The 18806-nt window shown below is 46.1% G+C and carries 14 protein-coding genes; 4 read left to right on the plus strand and 10 right to left on the minus strand.

The genetic code is table 11. The features are described 5' to 3' along the window. The 5 genes from QE357_RS02410 to QE357_RS02430 all read right to left on the minus strand — a co-directional run bounded on the left by QE357_RS02410 (window position 1) and on the right by QE357_RS02430 (window position 5492). Complete coding sequence (locus tag QE357_RS02410) at window positions 1-1086, minus strand: cytochrome-c peroxidase (protein WP_307141896.1); 1086 nt, start codon at window positions 1084-1086, stop codon at window positions 1-3. 94 nt (window positions 1087-1180) lie between these two features. Then, window positions 1181-1570, minus strand: coding sequence for a hypothetical protein (locus QE357_RS02415; RefSeq protein WP_157830373.1), 390 nt, complete (start codon window positions 1568-1570; stop codon window positions 1181-1183). 219 nt (window positions 1571-1789) lie between these two features. Then, window positions 1790-2662, minus strand: a complete 873-nt coding sequence (locus QE357_RS02420) for an alpha/beta hydrolase (protein ID WP_309705556.1) — start codon at window positions 2660-2662, stop codon at window positions 1790-1792. A 123-nt stretch (window positions 2663-2785) separates the two neighbouring features. Further along, window positions 2786-4195, minus strand: a complete 1410-nt coding sequence (locus QE357_RS02425) for an alpha-L-fucosidase (protein WP_309705558.1) — start codon at window positions 4193-4195, stop codon at window positions 2786-2788. Window positions 4196-4262: 67 nt separating this feature from the next. Continuing rightward, window positions 4263-5492: an ROK family transcriptional regulator gene (locus QE357_RS02430; RefSeq protein WP_106637279.1), complete on the minus strand. Its 1230-nt coding sequence runs from the start codon at window positions 5490-5492 to the stop codon at window positions 4263-4265. Between the two features lie 337 nt (window positions 5493-5829). Between QE357_RS02430 and QE357_RS02435 the strand changes: the two genes are divergently transcribed. Further along, window positions 5830-6873, plus strand: coding sequence for a N(4)-(beta-N-acetylglucosaminyl)-L-asparaginase (locus QE357_RS02435; RefSeq protein ID WP_106637280.1), 1044 nt, complete (start codon window positions 5830-5832; stop codon window positions 6871-6873). Window positions 6874-7017: 144 nt separating this feature from the next. Then, complete coding sequence (locus QE357_RS02440) at window positions 7018-8862, plus strand: family 20 glycosylhydrolase (RefSeq protein WP_309705562.1); 1845 nt, start codon at window positions 7018-7020, stop codon at window positions 8860-8862. Between the two features lie 49 nt (window positions 8863-8911). Here QE357_RS02440 and QE357_RS02445 read toward each other — a convergent pair whose 3' ends face one another. The 3 genes from QE357_RS02445 to pnuC all read right to left on the minus strand — a co-directional run bounded on the left by QE357_RS02445 (window position 8912) and on the right by pnuC (window position 12145). Then, window positions 8912-10741, minus strand: a complete 1830-nt coding sequence (locus QE357_RS02445) for a glycogen/starch synthase (RefSeq protein WP_106637282.1) — start codon at window positions 10739-10741, stop codon at window positions 8912-8914. Between the two features lie 197 nt (window positions 10742-10938). Further along, window positions 10939-11352, minus strand: a complete 414-nt coding sequence (gene ruvX / locus QE357_RS02450) for a Holliday junction resolvase RuvX (protein ID WP_106637283.1) — start codon at window positions 11350-11352, stop codon at window positions 10939-10941. Window positions 11353-11563: 211 nt separating this feature from the next. After that, window positions 11564-12145, minus strand: coding sequence for a nicotinamide riboside transporter PnuC (gene pnuC, locus QE357_RS02455; protein WP_309705565.1), 582 nt, complete (start codon window positions 12143-12145; stop codon window positions 11564-11566). Between the two features lie 227 nt (window positions 12146-12372). On the opposite strand from pnuC, the gene mfd reads away from it, so the two are divergent. Both mfd and gldJ read left to right on the plus strand, forming a co-directional pair. Beyond that, window positions 12373-15774, plus strand: coding sequence for a transcription-repair coupling factor (mfd, locus tag QE357_RS02460; protein WP_309705568.1), 3402 nt, complete (start codon window positions 12373-12375; stop codon window positions 15772-15774). A gap of 202 nt (window positions 15775-15976) precedes the next feature. Then, the gene (gene gldJ, locus QE357_RS02465; RefSeq protein WP_106637286.1) at window positions 15977-17215 is read left to right on the plus strand and encodes a gliding motility lipoprotein GldJ; all 1239 of its coding nucleotides are present in this window, start codon (window positions 15977-15979) and stop codon (window positions 17213-17215) included. A gap of 433 nt (window positions 17216-17648) precedes the next feature. Here gldJ and rpsG read toward each other — a convergent pair whose 3' ends face one another. Continuing rightward, a complete protein-coding gene (gene rpsG, locus QE357_RS02470; RefSeq protein ID WP_106637287.1) occupies window positions 17649-18116 on the minus strand; it encodes a 30S ribosomal protein S7 in 468 nt (155 codons plus the stop codon). 123 nt (window positions 18117-18239) lie between these two features. Continuing rightward, entirely contained in the window at window positions 18240-18653 is a 414-nt protein-coding gene (rpsL, locus tag QE357_RS02475) for a 30S ribosomal protein S12 (protein WP_106637308.1), read from the minus strand. Between the last annotated feature and the right edge of the window lie 153 nt (window positions 18654-18806).

Here is an 18806-nt window from a genome sequence, read left to right on the forward strand (position 1 = left end):
TCACCGAACCGGGAAGCCCGGAGGTTCGGCAAAACGCTGATTTTTCAAAAATTCAGGATCACTAAGGGTACGTAGAAAAGCAATGATTTTCTGCTTTTCATCGGCGGTTAATGGAATGCCCAGTTTGCCATTTTGCTTGAGTAAAGGATCAAGAGTAGGAGTATCCTGTACCCCGGACGAATAATGTTCGAGCATTTCGTCCAGATTTATAAAGCGACCATCGTGCGTGTAGGGTAAGCTTTCGGCGATGTTTCGCAAACTGGGAACCTTGAATTTGAAGCGGTCGCTTTCCTGCTTCGTGACGGCATACCGGCCCTCGTCGACCACCATTTGAAGGGTCGGTTTGCCGTTGACGTACACAATTTTGGTTCGTTCGTATTTGGGTAAGCCGTTATTTCGGAAGCTACCGTCGGTGAATAGTTCTCCCGCGTGGCAACTTTTGCAGCCTTTACTTTCGAAGAGCTTCAGGCCCTCAAGTTCGGTTGCCGTCAACGTTTCGCCTTCCTTGCGAATGTACTTATCATACCGGGAGTTGGCTGAAACGAAGGTTAACATGAACTGGGTGAGGGCATCCAGCATTTTTTCAGCCGTAATGTCTTCCGTTCCGTAAGCCTCCTTGAATAACGGTGGGTAACCCTTCGTCCGTTTTAGTTTATTGACTACGTTTTCCATGGTATCATCCATTTCATCGGGATGCGTAATGGGTACGATGGCCTGTTTATTCAGATCTTCGACGGCTCCGTCCCACATGTAATGCTTTTGCCAGGCCAGATTCTGAAGAGCCAGCGAATTCCGCAGGCCAATCCGGTTATCAATGCCGTGACTTAACTCATGCAAATGGTGGGTGAAGGCGTAATACTGCCGGTGACATTCGCCACAGGCAATGGTGCTGTCCCGCGAGAGAATACCGTCGTAGAAAAGCTGTTTCCCTAAAGCGACGCCTGCTTCCGACAGTGGTTTCTGGTCAATCGGATAAACGGGTGCCGGAAAGTTTTTAGGTACTGAAAACAGGGGCATAGGTTCTGAAGGCGAAGTCCCTTTGGAACAAGCCGACAGAATGAGGAAAAGCAGGAATACTTTTCTCATAGTCAAGAAAATAAAGAGGTGAACGAACCTTCGAGACGCAGCAAATCAGGAAAAACGAACGTTTTTCATTCAAAGTCAGAGCAGTAACGAAAGCTTATGCTTGGGGAGGACGGAAACAGGCCGACAGGAAGGAAGAATAGGCCGGGAGCTGATAAGGGGGAAGGTCGGAACGTAACTCAGCAAAAACGGCGGGCTCAAAACGGATTTCCAGCGAAGCAATCGATGCCGGAAGTTCCAGCAATTGCTGCACCAGACGGGAGCCAGCTTCTCGTTCTTGGTGCTCCTGAGTGGCTTTTAACTTTTTAGCCAGGTAACACTTGCCATCACAATGTAACTCGGGATGAGAACGGTTTTCGCAGAGGTAGTGAGCGATGTAATCCCTCCTTAACTCGAAGTCAACCAAAATAACGGGGACTACGAGCGTGCGTAACATCAGAAGCGATGTCAGCAAGTACACACTGAGTTTCCGTAACGTTGAATTCATGGGTACAAAACTATAGCAGGAAAAATGAAAGGCTGGAATTTTTGTGAAAAAACTCGGAGGAGGTAGTTATTTTTAATAACCTCGATGGGGTTATAATATGGGGTTATGATTTCGAATAGGAAAATAAATTCTATTGAATTACATCTGGGGCCGTCCAGACCACATATAATACCTTACTAACGAATTTTAGGGGTCAAGTAATCCAAGTATTCAGCGGGATTATTCATGAGACATAACCATCGGGTCAGGGTTTGTCAACCGATCCAGTTCCCGAATCATTAGCGATTTAATGCGGGGACGAGCGGTCCACATAATGCCATGTCGCTGGTTCGCCAGGTAAATCACTTCCACCTGAGGCGACTGCGTCAACTGCCGGGCTGCCCAAATGGGATTCTCAGGATATAACAATCGATCTTCCAACCCATGCACCATCGTAACTGGAATGTGAATCTTTTTCCAGAGGGGAACCATGCTTACTAAATGCGGGTAATGATTCTGCTTTTCGTCGTCGGCTACGTGAATAAATCCGGGAATCCAGGCGGAGAAAATGGGAACAAGTTTAGAGATCGGATAAATGCGTTCGGCTCCGGGTTTGTACGAACCACAAACGAGTAATAAGCGATCAAAGTAATCGGGATGATCCATTGCTATGCGGGCCGCTACCGTCGCTCCGTACGAAGTTCCGAACAGTAACGTCGGACGTTTATCCTGAATTTGCCACAGCATTTTAGTTAATACCGCCGATTGTTGCCCAATGAACTTCTCTCCCCAGCCATAATCCGATTCCCCATACCCTGGTCGGTCGGGAGCAATGAGCTGCGTACTTTTCTGTAAATCAGGGTCGTTCAGATACGAACGTAAGCCTTCGAGTGAACTGGGCGAACCGTGCATCAATACCATCTTCCGGGGTAAGGTATCCGAGCCGATTTTCAGGTAGCGAATGGTCCGTCCCAGCGTATCGTAATACACGATTTTTACCGGAATGCCTTTCTCAATCAAATCTTTACGAATTTCCCGCCGGGAGTAACGTCGGTGTTCGAAACAACCTGAAAGGAGAAAAAGGAATGGTATACCTACTACTATTCGAAGCAAAAACAAACGGAACAATAGGATCACTGGGTCAGAGTTTTGTTCATAAAAAAAGGGTATAAAATGCAGAACATTCTATACCCTTTTTATAACGTATCCACCCGGAAAACGTTTACGCCCGAAGTATTACTTTTTTATTAACTTAAAGACATACACTGGGCTTTCCTTTACTTTCTTACGGAAAGAATCTGACAGCGTTACGGTTTTGTCTTTCGATTTCAAAGATTCTTTAGAACCCAGTAACTGAACGGACTGTCCTTTTTCCAGGACGGGAATCTCCAGTGAAGCGGGTAATTTTTCGCCTTCTTCGGCCCGGTACAATGCATACATCGTTGAGCCCTTCTGCGTATACGCCCACTTGCCAGACTGATACGGAGACACGGCTGTAGTTTCGTAGATCGCTTCACCGTTTACGTTCATCCATTTCCCAATCTCTTCAAGCCGCTGATAGGCTTCTTCGTGCCATTCGCCGTCGGGGCCGGGGGCTACGTTCAGCAAGAGGTTACCACCTTTCGAGACGATGTCTACCAGGGTATGAATCAGCTTGCGAGTGGATTTGAAATTTTCTTTTGGAATATAACTCCAGGAATCGCCCATGGTCATGCAACTCTCCCAGGGGAAAGGAAGAGCCTTGTCAGGAATGGATTGCTCAGGGGTAACGTAATTCTCATATTCGCCCGTTACCGTCCGATCCACCACTAACAATCCGGGTTGGTGACTGCGAGCCATTTTTGCAATATTGGCCATGTCAATGTCCTGATCGAACGGAATGGATTTCTGCCAGCTAACGGTCGAATCAATCGTGCTAAAGGGTCTTACCCAACCGCCATCCAGCCAGAGAATGTCCATTTTCCCGTAATCAGACATTAACTCTTCGATCTGATTGTACGTGAATTGCTTGAATTTATTCCACTTTTCAGGATACTTTTTAGGGGCGTAACTGGAATTGCGATCTTTCGGAGGGAAGTAACTCCACCAGTAATCATCCGTATGCCAGTCGGGTTTGGAAAAATACGCCCCTACCATAAATCCCTGATCGCGGAAAGATTTAAAAACTTCCTTCGCTACGTTCGCTTTAGGATTTGTGCCGAAAGGCGTGTTAGTAATCTTATAATCCGTCTGTTTAGTATCAAACATACAGAATCCATCGTGGTGTTTGGTGGTGAACACCACGTATTTCATCCCGGCATTTTTAGCCGCCGTTGCCCAGCGATCAGGATTGAATTTAACGGGGTTAAACTGCTGAGGAATGGCTTCGTAAGCTTTTTTATACTCGTACCAGTCTTTAGAATAGGGTCCTTTACGTTCGCACCATCCTTCGTCTTCCGGGCATAATGACCAGGATTCCACAATGCCCCATTGGCTATAGGTACCCCAGTGCATCAGTAAGCCAAACTTAATTCCCTGCCATTGCTTTAGTTTTTGCTGAACGGCGGGATCCTTGGGAGCGACGTAACCGAAGCTTTGCTCGGAATGTTGCTGGGCTAGTAAGGGAGTGGTAGCGGCCAGCAAAAGAGTGGTAATCAAACGTTTCATCTGGAAGAAAGAGAAAAATACCGCCCGAATTCTCCTGAGAAAATCCGAACGGCGGGGGGATAAAGGGTTATATTGTAGCCAGTAACTGATCCATCACGTAGATGTGAATGCCAATCCATTTGGCCCTTTCGCCAAGCTGGGAAATTTCAATACTTAAATCATTTCTGAAATCGCTCAGGCAATATTTATTGATCGCCTGACCAATCGGATTAGTAATAAACTGATCGGCTTTTACCACAATTCCATCTACAATCACAATCTCAGGATTGAATAAGTGAACAGCCATGGAAAGGCCTTTGCCTAATACCGTGCCCACATCAAAAAGAATATCGATGGCAAAAGCATCTCCTTCCAGAGCGGCTTCAATAATCATCTCGATATCAATGTCTTCGATATGATCCATATATGCGGAAAGCTTCGAAACTCGTCCTTCGTTCAGTCCGCGTTGCACCCGGCGAATGAGTGAACGGGCCGAAGTAATGGTATCGAGGCAACCTACTTTACCGCAGTGGCATAACTCGCCATCGGGATCCATCTGAATGTGACCTAGCTCGCCCGCAAACCCGGAAGCTCCCTGGAAAATTTCACCGTTCAGAATAATACCTAAGCCAACGCCCCAGTCGATGTTAATGGCCAGTACGTGTTTTTTGCCGCGAGCCAGCCCGAATCGGTGTTCGCCCAAAACGGTGGCTTTGGTATCATTAATCACGAAAACGGGCAGATTAAACTCTTCAGAGATCAGAGTACTGAGCGGTTTTTCTTCCTGATTAATTCGCCGATAAGTCATGTTCGTGCCCGTCTGAAACTGAATCAGACCGGGCATGGAAATGCCAATGGCTACAAAATGAGAGGCTTCGACCTGCGATTCTTCGAGGGCTTGGCGGGTGAATTCCAACAACGCTTTGGCAAAACGAGGGTTATCTTCCAGACCTAATTTGATGTCTTTTCTGAAGATAACTTCCCGCTGAAGATTCATGATGACCACTTTGGTATCATGCGTGCTGATGTCTAGGGCAACGACGTATTTATCCTGAACATTAAGTCCGAACAAAACCGGGCGGCGACCGTGATTCCCTACGGCAGTGCCGAAAGTGCTAACCCACTTTTCGTTTACCAGTTCTTCAACAATATTGGTAATGGAAGGAACGCTGCTGTGCAGGCTTTTGGCTAGCTGAGCCAGTGTAGAAACTTCCGATTGATACAATTCAGCCAAAACGCCCCGGCGGGAAACGCTTTTCTTGTAATCAACTACACTTTTTTTGGATTCAATTTCTTCATCGGGTGGAGACACATACATCACAGTAATGATTTAGAGCGATAGATTTCAAATAATTTTGTTGGAAACCAGTGGGACGATAGTAATAGACTACTTTTTAAAAATTTATTGTAAATAAACACTTGTTTTATAAAAATATTAACAAATTATTTACAATGTGGTCGATTTTATAGGAAATGTCAGAAAAGTATTCTTCATCTTCACATTAAAATTTCACACGGTAACCATCGGCATCCATCAATTTCCATAAAACGAATCTATAAAATTTACGCTATAGATTGTTTAAAGATTTTGTTTTTGGCTGATTTACAGAATTTTATAACATTTCACTGTACACTCTATCACTTCTCTACACCACATGACAACGCGTCGTTCCTTTCTTCGCTGGTCTACTTTAGCCGTATCCTTAAGTCCAGTACGTTCTTTATTTGCCTTGCCTAAAGCGGCTGCCGTTAAACCCATCGTCGTTTCAACCTGGGACAGCGGATTAGCGGTTAATGCAGTGGCCTGGAAAGTGCTTAAACCCGGTGGGTATGCTCTGGATGCCGTAGAAGAGTCGGCTAAATCCATCGAAAAAGAAATCAGTTGTTGCGTGGGTCTGGGCGGCAATCCCGACCGCGAGGGGCATGTCACGCTGGATGCCTGCATCATGAATGAAAAGTACGATTGCGGATCAGTAGCGGGTCTGGAGCGAATTCTTCATCCCATCTCAGTTGCTCGTAAAGTGATGGAAACGACGCCACACGTCATGCTGATTGGAGAGGGAGCCCAGCAATTTGCCGTAGCAAATGGCTTTAAACTTGAAGAAGATAAACTCTCGGCTGATGCAGAGAAATCGTACAAAGAATGGCTGAAAAAATCGGAGTATAAGCCGCTGATGAATATTGAGCAGCAACAGGGGAAAACTCCCAAGCGTGCTGCCGGAGGCCCCTTTGCTCCGAATCAGTTTGAAGATGGTTCGTTCAACCATGATACAATGGGAACTGTTGCCATGGATGCCAAAGGCCGTCTTTCTGGCTCCTGTACGACCAGCGGTATGGCTTTCAAAATGCGGGGCCGCATTGGTGATTCACCCATTATTGGTGCGGGCTTATATGTGGATGGTGAAGTCGGTGCGGCGACCTCATCCGGGCAGGGTGAAGAAGTAATCCGACTGGGAGGTACTCACCTTGTGGTGGAGTTCATGCGAAATGGAGCAACGCCGATGGAGGCCTGCAAGAAAGCCGTGGAGCGTTTGGTGAAGATTAATCCTAAAAAGGCCAAAGATTTCCAGGTAGGTTTTATTGCCATTAACCTTCAGGGTGAGGTAGGAGCTTACTCCGTGAACAAAGGCTTCAGCTATGCCGTCACCAAAGCCGATGATGGTGGAAAAGTCTTTATGGCGGAGAGCTATTACAAATAAGGTAAAAATTGTGCAACCGTTTGTTCTGCTTAGTACAATCGTTTGCTCAGGGTTAACCTAAAAATACTTCATCAACCTCGACTTATTCATCACTTATCTTGATGGTCAAAAGCCCTGCCGAGCAGGGAAAGAAACCTCTTTTTCATGAAACGTTTTATTCTTTCAGCCTTTTTGGCGGCGGCCAGCCTAACCTCTTTTGGTCAGTCCATTATTCCCCAGCCCGTTTCTCTGCAGCAGGGGTCGGGTAAGTTTCAGTTTACGAATCAAACGCAGGTGGTAGCTTCTACGCCCGAAGCAAAACGTCTGGCGGGTTTGCTTAATCAATACCTGAAGAAACGGACGGGTGCTGAATTGAAAATCGTCAGTAAAGCTCCCGCTTCAAATTATATAGCCTTTATTGAAAAGACGGGTTTACCCGCTGAAGGCTATGAGCTAAAAGCTACCCCACAGAGTGTACAGATTTCGGGTAAAGATGCGGGCTTGTTTTACGGATTACAGTCGGTAATGCAATTGATTACGGGCGACGCTAAACCCGAAATAGCATCTGTTACCATCGAAGATCATCCGCGTTTCGGGTACCGGGGATTAATGATGGATGTGGGTCGCCATTACATGCCGCTTTCGTTTATCAAGCAGATGATTGATGAAATGGCAATGCTGAAATTCAACCGTTTTCACTGGCATTTAACCGAAGACCAAGGCTGGAGATTAGAAATCAAAAAATACCCGAAGCTAACTCAGGTCGGAGCTTACCGGGATGAAACCCTCATTGGAGGGTACGGAGACCGCATGCCTCAGCAATTTGATGGGATTAAATACGGCGGTTTTTACACGCAGGATGAAGCCCGTGAGGTGGTAAAATATGCGGCAGAACGACACATTACCGTCATTCCTGAGATTGAGTTGCCCGGTCACGCCACGGCGGCTTTGGCGGCTTATCCCGAATTAGGCTGCACGCCCGGTCCGTTCAAAGTTCAGACGACCTGGGGGGTGCATAAAGACGTGTTCTGCCCGAAAGAAGAAACCTTCCAGTTTCTGGAAAATGTTTTAACAGAAGTAATGGACATCTTCCCTTCGCCCTACATTCACATTGGTGGGGATGAATGTCCGAAGGATCGCTGGAAGGAATCGGAGTTTTGTCAGAATCTGATCAAGAAAGAAAACCTGAAAGACGAGCACGGCTTACAGAGTTATTTTATTCGCCGGATCGAGAAATTCCTAAACTCAAAAGGTCGTAACATCATTGGCTGGGACGAAATTCTGGAAGGAGGGTTGGCCCCCAACGCAACGGTGATGAGCTGGCGGGGTGAAGAAGGTGGAATTGCGGCAGCGAAGGAAAATCACGACGTAATCATGTCACCCAATGGTTATGTGTACATTGATCATTACCAAAGCAAAGATCGCAAACAGGAGCCACTGGCCATTGGCGGATTTTTACCGCTGGAAAAAGTATATTCTTATAACCCAACGCCAAAAGAGCTGACGGCTGAGCAGCAGAAGCACATCAAAGGCGTTCAGGCTAATTTATGGACAGAATATATTCCAACGGCGGGTAAAGCTCAGTACATGTATTTCCCCCGAGCAATGGCTCTGGCCGAAGTAGCCTGGTCTCCCTTAAATCGTAAAGATTTCACGGAGTTTTCGGAACAACGCTTACCCGTCTATTTACGCAAGCTGGAGAAACGGAATTTATACTTCCGGGTACCGGAGGCGATTGGAATGCCGAAAGAGGATATGCTTCGGGGAAGTCAGTTTACGATTAACCTGAAAGCTCCCGTAGAAGGAGCCAAAATTTACTACACGATTGACGGGTATATGCCAAGTGAAGCAACGTATCCCTATTCAAAGCCCATTTCATTAACGATTCCGCAGAATCGCCGGGTTGATTTGAAAACGATTGTGGTAACGCCCGCAGGCCATCGCAGCATCGTTTCGACTACGACTTTGGTCAATGGTACCCCCATGCCCGACAAGCAACCGAAGAAGTAATACAGTTCTGGCATAAAAAAATCCCGACCGTCAAGGCCGGGATTTTTTGTTACCCATGTTTCCGGCGTTTCAGAGCCAGGTCGTGAGCGGTATCGTAATAGCTTCTGAGGTTTTTCCAGTCAAATACTTCGGAAATGCTTTCGGTACGGTTTCGCTGCATGATCCGGTCGCGGCGGGAGGTACGTACAAATTTGAACAGTAACTCGGAAAGCGTTTCTGCGGCCTGATGAAAATCCTGATGGCTGCGGTTTAGCACATAAACACCCCAGTTTTCCGGATCGGCCATGATTTGGTTCATATAATCCCCAAAACCGGATAAATCACTGGTAATGGTAGGAACGCCCCGCACGACGCATTCCAGTGGTGTATAACCCCAAGGCTCGTAATAACTTGGGAAAATTCCCAGGTGACAACCCCGCACGAAATGGCTGTAATCCATCCCAAATAGGGGGTTGGTTGAGGCAATGAAATCAGGGTGATAGACGATCTTCACGCGGTCACTTTCGTGGTTCTGCATGTTCGATTTCCGAAGGAAATCAACGATAGCATCTTCCTGTTTCAGATAATGCGTTACCGTTTTAGGTAACTGATGGGTCTTCCACGACTGAATAGTTCGGCGTAAACGCAACTGCCAGTATTCATCCACAAACTGATTCAGATCGGGCATCTTTAGCTCATTACTCGTGGCTGAAGCCATGAATAACTGCTCACCAATCTGTCGCTCAATCGCTTCGCAGGTCTGCCGGATTTCGGCCATTACGGCCCGCGTTTGCAACACATCGGCATCCATCGAATACACCGGATTTTTAGTGACGATGAACATCACCACCGTCATGTCCGAATTGGTTGCCTGCAATTTGGCATTCAGTCGGCTCAGGGCTTCGAGTGTTAAGTCGTAGCCCTTGTTATTATACTCAAATCGACCTGAAGTAAAGAAATATAAGGTGCGATCCAGATCGAAGGAATAGTTCTGGAAGAAGTGACCCATCACAAATTGATGGATTTTTGCCTTATACTGAACGTGCAGGTTCTGGAACTCATGCGTCGCTGTGAATCGGGTAACATTCAGGCCGTTAGGTAAGGTTAGATCGCATTTACGACCTAGCAAAAACTCGCATTCCTTAGCCGTAACGTCCGAAACCGTCGTCATGACGTGACAGTTCTGAGCCGCCAGGTATTCAATCGTTGCCTGCGTTGCAATGCCAAAATGCTGAGCTTGTTCCCGCCAGTTGAACGTCGGTAATAACTCGTAGAAATTAGGAACGTTGGGAGCCATGTAGCGTCCCAGCATGGTAGCATGCGTGGTGAAAACCGTCGCTAATTTCGGAGATTCATGAGCAATATAGGGAAGGGCCGTAGCGGCCATCCATTCGTGAAAATGAGCGGTTATGTCATATCGACCACTATGATCACGGGATAGCTCATTGAGGAAAATACGGGTGCATTCTCCAAAAGCAATGACCTGATTAACCAGATCTTCCGCGTTAAGCGTAGAAAGCTGATGCTTTTCCCAGAGGTCGTACTTTAACTGATCCAGCTGATTAAACAGCGTGTAAAAATTAAAAAGCACAATGCGGGGCTTTCCGGTGACGAGCCAGTAACCATACTGCACATCGAAGCCCATTTCCCGCATTTTTCGTACGGTTTTACCCAACGCTGAATCGTCGAGATCCGATATGGGTTCGAACTCAGCCAAGGCTTTTTCCGGGAAGTAAGGCCCAAGTAAAAAATAATCATCGCCCCATTTTTCGACCATTGCCGGAACCTTGGAGCGGATTACTGTATAAATACCCCCAACCTGATTGCATACTTCCCAGGCTATTTCAATCAGTAGGCGAGGTCGTATCTTGGGCTTAATGGGTTCAACTTCGAAAGCCATAGCCGAGTATTAATGTAAACAATGTGAATTGAAAGTTCTTTGTGCCTAAACTACTTTGAGCTACCAAATATAGAATGGTATTTTTCAAGGGAATTATTCGTCTAAAATAATCTTAAAGTTTTATGCCAAAAGAGTAGGATTTTTTTTGATACACCATACTCTGGCTCATTTTTATTTATTAAAAGGCTATTAATGAACTACGGACGACTAGCTAAAAAAGACTGTAAAATGATAGTAGCCGAAACGCGATCAATAACGCCTTTATCCCGACGATCTTTCTTAGTAGTTCCCATCGCAATTAAAGACTGCATAGCCATGACGGAAGTAAATCGCTCATCGTGTTCATGCACTGGGATTTCCGGAAAGGTTTTCTTCAGAATTCGTAAAAATCCCCGCACATGTGGCGTATTGGAAGTGTCCGAACCATCCAGATTAGTGGGCATTCCTACTACGAAAGCTTCTACCGCTTCCCGCTGGCAGTAGTCTTTCAGAAAAGGGATGACCTGCGTTGAATGCACGGTATCCAGAGCCGTCGCAATGAGTTGCAGAGGATCCGTCACGGCGAGCCCTACGCGTTTGGTTCCATAGTCTATAGCAAGAATTCGTGCCAATAGTTTAAAAAATTAAGGGATTATTTAGTAAACGGTAATGAAAAACCAGATAAAATAACCTCCGGGATTTAACGTAAAAAATTGACTAATAATTAATTAACCCAACAATTCGGATCAGCTAAAATAAATAGCTTCAGGGTTTTTGCTGGGAACCGTTTGAAAGTGTGAAAAGGTAAGAAAGTTTATAAGTATTACAAGTATCTTAAAACCACTATCTCATATCTTTCTTCCAGTCTTTATAACCAACTAGGCAAAGAGCCAGATAAATGGCGTATAAAAGAACCGTCCAGTATAAACTTTTATACGCGTAAACGAAGACGTAAATGCCGTCTACGAACAACCATAACCACCAGTTTTCTAGAAATTTTCGTCCCAGCATCCACTGGGCAATCAAACTGATGGTAGTGGTAAACGAGTCGACCAGGGGCAGACTGGCATCGGTAAACCGACTTAGTAGCCAGTTCAGAAAGGCCGTGCCGCTCAGCGTAATTAGCACCAGCCAGCCGATGAGATTTCGAGGCAAGGTGCGAACCTGGAGTTCCGTATGGCCCTCTCCGCCGTATAGCCACTGGTAAAGTCCATAAACGCTCAGGATGGTAAAAACGATCTGTAAACCCATGTCACCATAGAGCCGGGCTTCCCAGAAAATGACTGCGTAAATCACGACGCTGATGATGCCCCAGAAAAATCCCCATACATTTTGACGGGTATTATACCAGACACAAATGACGCCGGTAATTAAGCCGGCCAGTTCAAGCCAGTTGGTTTTTATGTAGGCTAGAAATACGTCCATTCAGTAGGGCTAATTTGATAAAAATCTGAACTTTGCTCCGGGTCTCAGAGTTTTCTAATAGTCTCCCTGTCGGTACCGAGAAATTCGGCTTACGGCGGGGTTTATTGCGTTCTGTTGCGTTTGAAAACCCATGCATACGATTCATAAACGCAGGAACCGGGGATCCATTTCCAGACAAAGTTGTGTGAAAACCCGGTAGCAAAAAGCGAATTTTTAAAATAAACTCGATGCTAGTTAAAGATTTGTTAACGCTGTATCGCAATGATCCGTTTATCCGTCTCATTAGCGAACGAATTCAAAGTAAACAGCCTAATGATTACCATCTTCAGATCAAAGGATTAGCCGGAAGTCTGGATTCGGTTCTGGTGGCATCCCTCTATCAGCACCAGCCGGCGTCTTCTTTGCTGGTTTTGTCGGATAAAGAAGAAGCGGCCTATTTCTATAATGACCTTCAGAATTTGCTGGGCGAAGACCACGTCCTGTTTTTTCCAATGTCTTATAAAAAGCCCTACGAATACGAAGAGATTGATAATGCGAACGTATTGATGCGGGCCGAAGTTCTGAACCGGTTGAATGAAAAGGGACATCCGTTATTAATCGTCACCTATCCAGAAGCTCTGAGTGAAAAGGTTATCAACCGGAAGTCACTCGTGAAGAATACATTTACGGTTTCGGTGGGCGAAAAAATTGATACTGAATTCCTGACTGAATTTTTAATTAGCCAGGATTTTGAGGGAACCGATTTTGTGTACGAAGCGGGTCAGTTTGCCCTGCGGGGGGGAATTATTGACGTATATAGCTACGCTAACGAATTCCCCTACCGGATTGACCTTTTCGGTGATGAGGTAGAATCCATCCGAACGTTTGATCCCGATACGCAGCTTTCCAAAGAATCCGTTTCCCAGATTAATATCGTTCCCGACGTTCAGACCAAGCTTATTCAGGAGGTCCGGGAATCGTTTTTCAGCTTTTTTGGCAGAGAAACCCGACTCTGGTTTAAGGATGTGGAGTTAACCCTCGAACTGATCGGAATCTGTTTTGAGAATGTTGAGAAAAGCTTCAACGAAATTGTAGAGCGGAGCGGCGGTATCAAGGTGATTCATGAACCTTCCCAGTTGTTTGAAACCCGTCGCAGTTTCCTGAATCATATCAATGAATATCCGAGCGTAGAATTTGGGAAACGGTTTTATTTCAAAGCCGCCGACGGGGCAACCGAATCACCAGCAGACCTTCGCGTTAATTATGCTTCGAAACCCCAGCCCAGCTTCAATAAAGATTTCAATCGGCTGATTGAAACCCTTCATGAACAACAATACCGGGGGTATACGAACATTATTGTTGCTGAAACCCAGAAGCAACTGGAACGATTAAATACCATCGTAGGAGAATCCAATGACTCGGTTCGTTTTCAGGCCGTGAATGTTTCCCTGCGGGAAGGGTATATTGATGATACCCTGAAAATCGCCTGTTTCACCGATCACCAAATTTTTGATCGGTTTTATCGGTATCGCGTTCGGGATAAGTACAGTAAGTCCAAAGCCCTTACGCTTCGCGAACTCAAAACACTGGCTCCTGGCGATTTTGTTACCCACATTGACCACGGCATTGGCCGTTTCGCCGGACTCGTGAAGATTGATGTAGGTGATCACAAACAGGAAGGAATTCGCCTGGTTTTCAGGGATAATGATACCGTTGTAGTGAACGTGCAGAGTTTGCACAAAATCGCTAAGTATACGGGTAAGGAAGGCACTCAACCCTCGTTGAGTAAGTTAGGGTCACCGGAGTGGGAAAACAAAAAGGCGAAGGTCAAGCGGCAGGTCAAAGACATCGCGGCGGAGCTGATCGAGCTGTACGCCAAGCGGAAATTTGCTCCGGGTTATGCCTATTCGCGGGATAGTTTCTTACAAGTCGAGATGGAGTCGTCGTTCCTTTACGAAGATACCCCCGACCAGGCTTCTTCAACGGCGGCGGTAAAAGAAGATATGGAAAAACCGCACCCTATGGATCGTCTGGTTTGTGGGGATGTTGGGTTTGGTAAGACGGAAGTAGCGATGCGAGCCGCTTTCAAAGCCGCTGCGGATAATAAGCAGGTGGCGGTGCTGGTGCCAACCACGGTATTAGCCATGCAGCATTACCGTACCTTTCGTGACCGTTTTGAGCGTTTTCCAGTGAAAGTCGAATACATTAACCGATTCAAAACCACGCAGCAGATTAAGGAAACGCTGAAGCGGGTGCAGTCTGGCGAAACGAGTATTCTCATTGGAACGCACCGGATTGTAGGAAAGGACGTCAAGTTTAAAGATCTGGGTCTGCTCATCGTTGATGAGGAACAGAAGTTTGGCGTGAAGGTCAAAGATCGGTTGAAGGAATTTAAACTCAATGTGGACGTATTAACCCTCACGGCGACGCCTATTCCCCGAACGCTTCACTTCTCGTTAATGGGAGCCCGTGACTTATCCGTTATTGCTACGCCACCGCCGAATCGTCAGCCCGTTACGACGCAATTAATGGTATTCGACGAACTAAAAATCCGCGATGCCGTCATGCTTGAACTGAAACGCGGCGGGCAGGTTTTCTTTGTCCATAACCGGATTGGTGATCTGGAAACGCTGGGTAATATGATTCTGAAATTGGTGCCAGACGCTAAAATTGGTATTGCCCACGGCCAGATGGATGGCGATCGTCTGGAAAAGGTAATGATGAAATTTATTGAAGGAGAATATGACGTTCTGATTTCAACGAATATCATCGAAGCCGGACTGGACATCCCGAATGCCAATACGATTCTGATTAATCAGGCCCATTTATTTGGCTTGAGCGATCTTCACCAGATGCGGGGAAGGGTTGGCCGATCCAATAAAAAGGCGTATTGTTACCTGCTGACCCCTGCTCTTTCGTTACTAACCAGTGATTCCCGTAAACGCCTTCAGGCTCTGGAAGAATTCACGGAACTGGGCGATGGATTCAAGGTAGCCATGCGGGATTTGGACATTCGTGGAGCAGGAAATTTGCTTGGAGCTGAACAAAGTGGCTTCATAAACGATTTAGGCTTTGAAACCTATCATAAAATCCTCGACGAAGCCGTCCAGGAGCTGAAGGAAACGAAGTTTAAAGACCTCTTTGCGGACGAATTAGCCAAAGCCGCTAAAAATCTGCGGGTGGAATGTCAGATTGAAACGGATTTACCCGTCCTGATTCCTGAAAATTACGTATCTAACATATCCGAACGGCTCAGTTTGTATAACCGTCTGGATAACCTGAAAGAGGAAGCCGAGTTACAGAAATTTCAGGCCGAAGTAACGGATCGATTTGGTCCGGCTCCAGAAGAAGTTCGTGATTTGATTGGTTTGGTGAAGGTTCGTTGGAAAGCAGAACAAATTGGTTTTGAAAAATTAACGCTTAAACAAAATACATTGAAAGGAACTTTCGTTTCAGGTGAGCAAGAAGCTTACTTCCAATCCGAAAGATTTGGCCGAGTACTTGATTTTGTGAAGGCTCAACCCAAACGCGTTGCTCTGCGGGATGTCAAAGGGAAGTTATTACTACAAGCCGAAAATATCCGGCAGGTAAAAGACCTCGATGAGTTATTGGGCTACATGGTCGCCTCGCCCGAAAAAATGAAAGCCTAACGAAGGCCGATTTGAGTATTTAAACCGATTTTCAAAGATTAGGTAATAGGAATGACTGAACGGTTATCAAGTAATTCCAGCCAATCTTCTATTTTTGTACGATTTTGTAAGCGATTTTAAGTGAACGTCCATCTCTAAAGCAGAATTGGACGTTCACTTAAAACAGAAACCAAAAGCGATATTCCAAACCATATACATAGCAATGATGAGAATTGCGTCAGTTTATTATTTGTTGGGGGCGATGGTGCTACTGACAACGGCTTGCAAAAAGAACAAAACGCCCGATAGTGCCCATATCGGGAAGAATAGTACGGCAACAGGCATTGCGTATAACACGAAAGAAGGTTTTTCAACGCCTAAAAGCTTTAAAGGGCAGCCAACGGGTCCTAACCTGGTGTACGTCGAAGGCGGTCGTTTTGTGATGGGTTCGCTGGAAGAAGACGTAGCGGGTGTTCACGATAACGTAGAGCGTACAGTAACGGTACAATCCTTCTTTATGGATGAAACCGAAATAGCTAACGTTCACTACCTCGAATATCTGCACGCCATTCAGAAAGACTCGACTCAGGAGTTTTACGAAGCGGCTTTACCCGATACCACCGTATGGGCGGGCGAAATGGCCTTCAACGATACCTACGTAGATCAATATCTGCGTTACCCTGGTTTCCGTATGTATCCGGTTGTGGGTGTTTCTTGGGTACAGGCACAGGATTACTCAGCTTGGCGTACAGGAGCCGTAAACAATGATCTGGCTCGTAAAGCAACCAGCGGCGGTAAGAAAAAAGGCAAGAAAGGGGAAGAGGCGACAGCAGAAGCTTCTAGCCAGCAATATACCGGAGGCCGAGCTGCCATTGAAACGGGCTTCGTACTGCCGAATTACCGTCTGCCAACAGAAGCAGAATGGGAATACGCAGCGAAAGCTTTGATCGGTACGCAATACCTGGATGAAAACCAGTCGAATCAGCGGATTTATCCCTGGGATGGTTCTTCGATGCGTAAAAGCTCAGGTAAGAAAAAAGGTACAATGTTAGCTAACTACAAACGGGGTCGCGGGGATTATGCGGGTATTGCCGGTAAAACGAACGACGGTGCCATCATCACGGATGAAGTGTATTCATATCCTCCTAACGATTTTGGTCTGTATAACATGGCTGGAAACGTAAATGAGTGGGTATGGGATGTATACCGCCCCACCACCTTCCAGACGTTCAGCGATTTGAACCCTGTTCGTCGGGATGGTTACCTGGATGATGAGAAAAACTACGGTAAAAAAGATAACAACTCCCTGTTGGACAACCGTACGCGGGTGTATAAAGGTGGCTCATGGGCAGATATTGCCTACTGGTTGGCTCCCGGAACTCGTCGTTACCTAGATCAGGATTCGTCAACGGCTACCATCGGTTTCCGTTGCTCGATGATTGCTTCAGGAAGAAAGAGATAATTTAATTTCCAGTTTAGTTGAAAAGAAGCTGCCCACTTGGGTGGCTTTTTTTTGTTTGAAGTGGGTTAGTTTGATTGTTTGAAGTGGCTAGAGAAGGTTTGAGGTGAGAGAATTCTAAAAGCTCTGCAGTCGCTCGGCTCTGCCGAGTGACCCTATAGTTGTAGGCCTCTGGCCGTCTGACGCAGAATAATCAAAGTAGCGAAGTATGGCCTGTTTAACCAAAGTGTTTTGCCGGCCAGAGGCCTGGTCTCCAGTGCGTCACTCGGCAGAGCCGAGCGACTGTGAGAAATAAGGTCCTTCGCTTCGCTCTAAATGACAGGCTGAATAGGTTTGAAATCATTGCAAAAGCAATGATTTCAAACCTATTCAAACGAAAAAAGAGTTGCAAACCCGAAAGTCTGCAACTCTTTTCTTGAGAATATATTCCTCAGAACTATACGCGGAAGTGAGAGAAAGCTTTGTTAGCTTCAGCCATCCGGTGCGTATCGTCTTTCTTCTTCACCGCAGCACCTTCGCCTTTAGCAGCTGCTACGATTTCGCTAGCCAGACGCTCTACCATGGTCTTCTCGTTACGACCACGAGCATATTTAATCAGCCATTTCATGCCTACTGACTGTTTACGCTCGGGACGAACTTCGGTTGGAACCTGGAAGGTAGCACCACCTACACGGCGGCTCTTTACTTCTACCGTAGGCATAACGTTGTTCAACGCCTTTTTGAAAGTCTCCAGACCATTTTCTTTGGTGCGGTTCTCTACTAATTCCAGAGCACCGTAGAAGATGTTATAAGCAGTAGACTTTTTGCCCTCGTACATGAGGTTGTTTACAAATTTCGTTACGAGCGTCTCCTTGAATTTAGGATCCGGTAATACGTACCGTTTTTTTGGTTTTGCCTTACGCATGACTAAGTTACGTTTGAATGTTGATGAGAACGCGTCGCTTCTGCCCGTAACAGTGGCTTACTGCATTCTCGGATGTGTTAAGCCCTCAGTCTTTCGAACTGACGACGATGGATCAGAAAAAGATTACTTCTTCTTACCTTTTGCAGGAGCTGCGGGAGCCTGACCGGGTTTAGGACGTTTCGCACCGTATTTAGAACGAGCTTGCATACGACCTTTAACACCTGCAGTATCCAGAGCACCACGGATGATGTGGTAACGAACCCCAGGAAGATCTTTCACACGACCACCACGGATCAGTACGATAGAGTGTTCCTGTAAGTTGTGGCCTTCTCCGGGGATATAGGCGTTAACTTCTTTACCATGTGACAAACGCACACGAGCTACTTTACGAAGAGCAGAGTTAGGCTTCTTCGGTGTAGTTGTGTATACACGAGTACACACACCACGTTTTTGAGGGCAAGCGTCAAGAGCTGGAGACTTTGATTTCCAAGTCACACGCTCACGACCCTTACGTACTAGTTGTGAAATAGTTGGCATGATGTAAAAAAATAAAAAATGTTCGTCTTGAAAAACGGACTGCAAAAGTACTCTCTTTTCGTAAAAAAGACAAGCTTGTTTTCGTTTTTTTAGTTCCGGGGCGGATTTAATTAGTCAGACTACCAGACGATTAAGGGTAGTGTTTGGGGTTTT

The organism is Siphonobacter sp. SORGH_AS_0500 (assembly GCF_031453245.1).
GTDB lineage: Bacteria > Bacteroidota > Bacteroidia > Cytophagales > Spirosomataceae > Siphonobacter.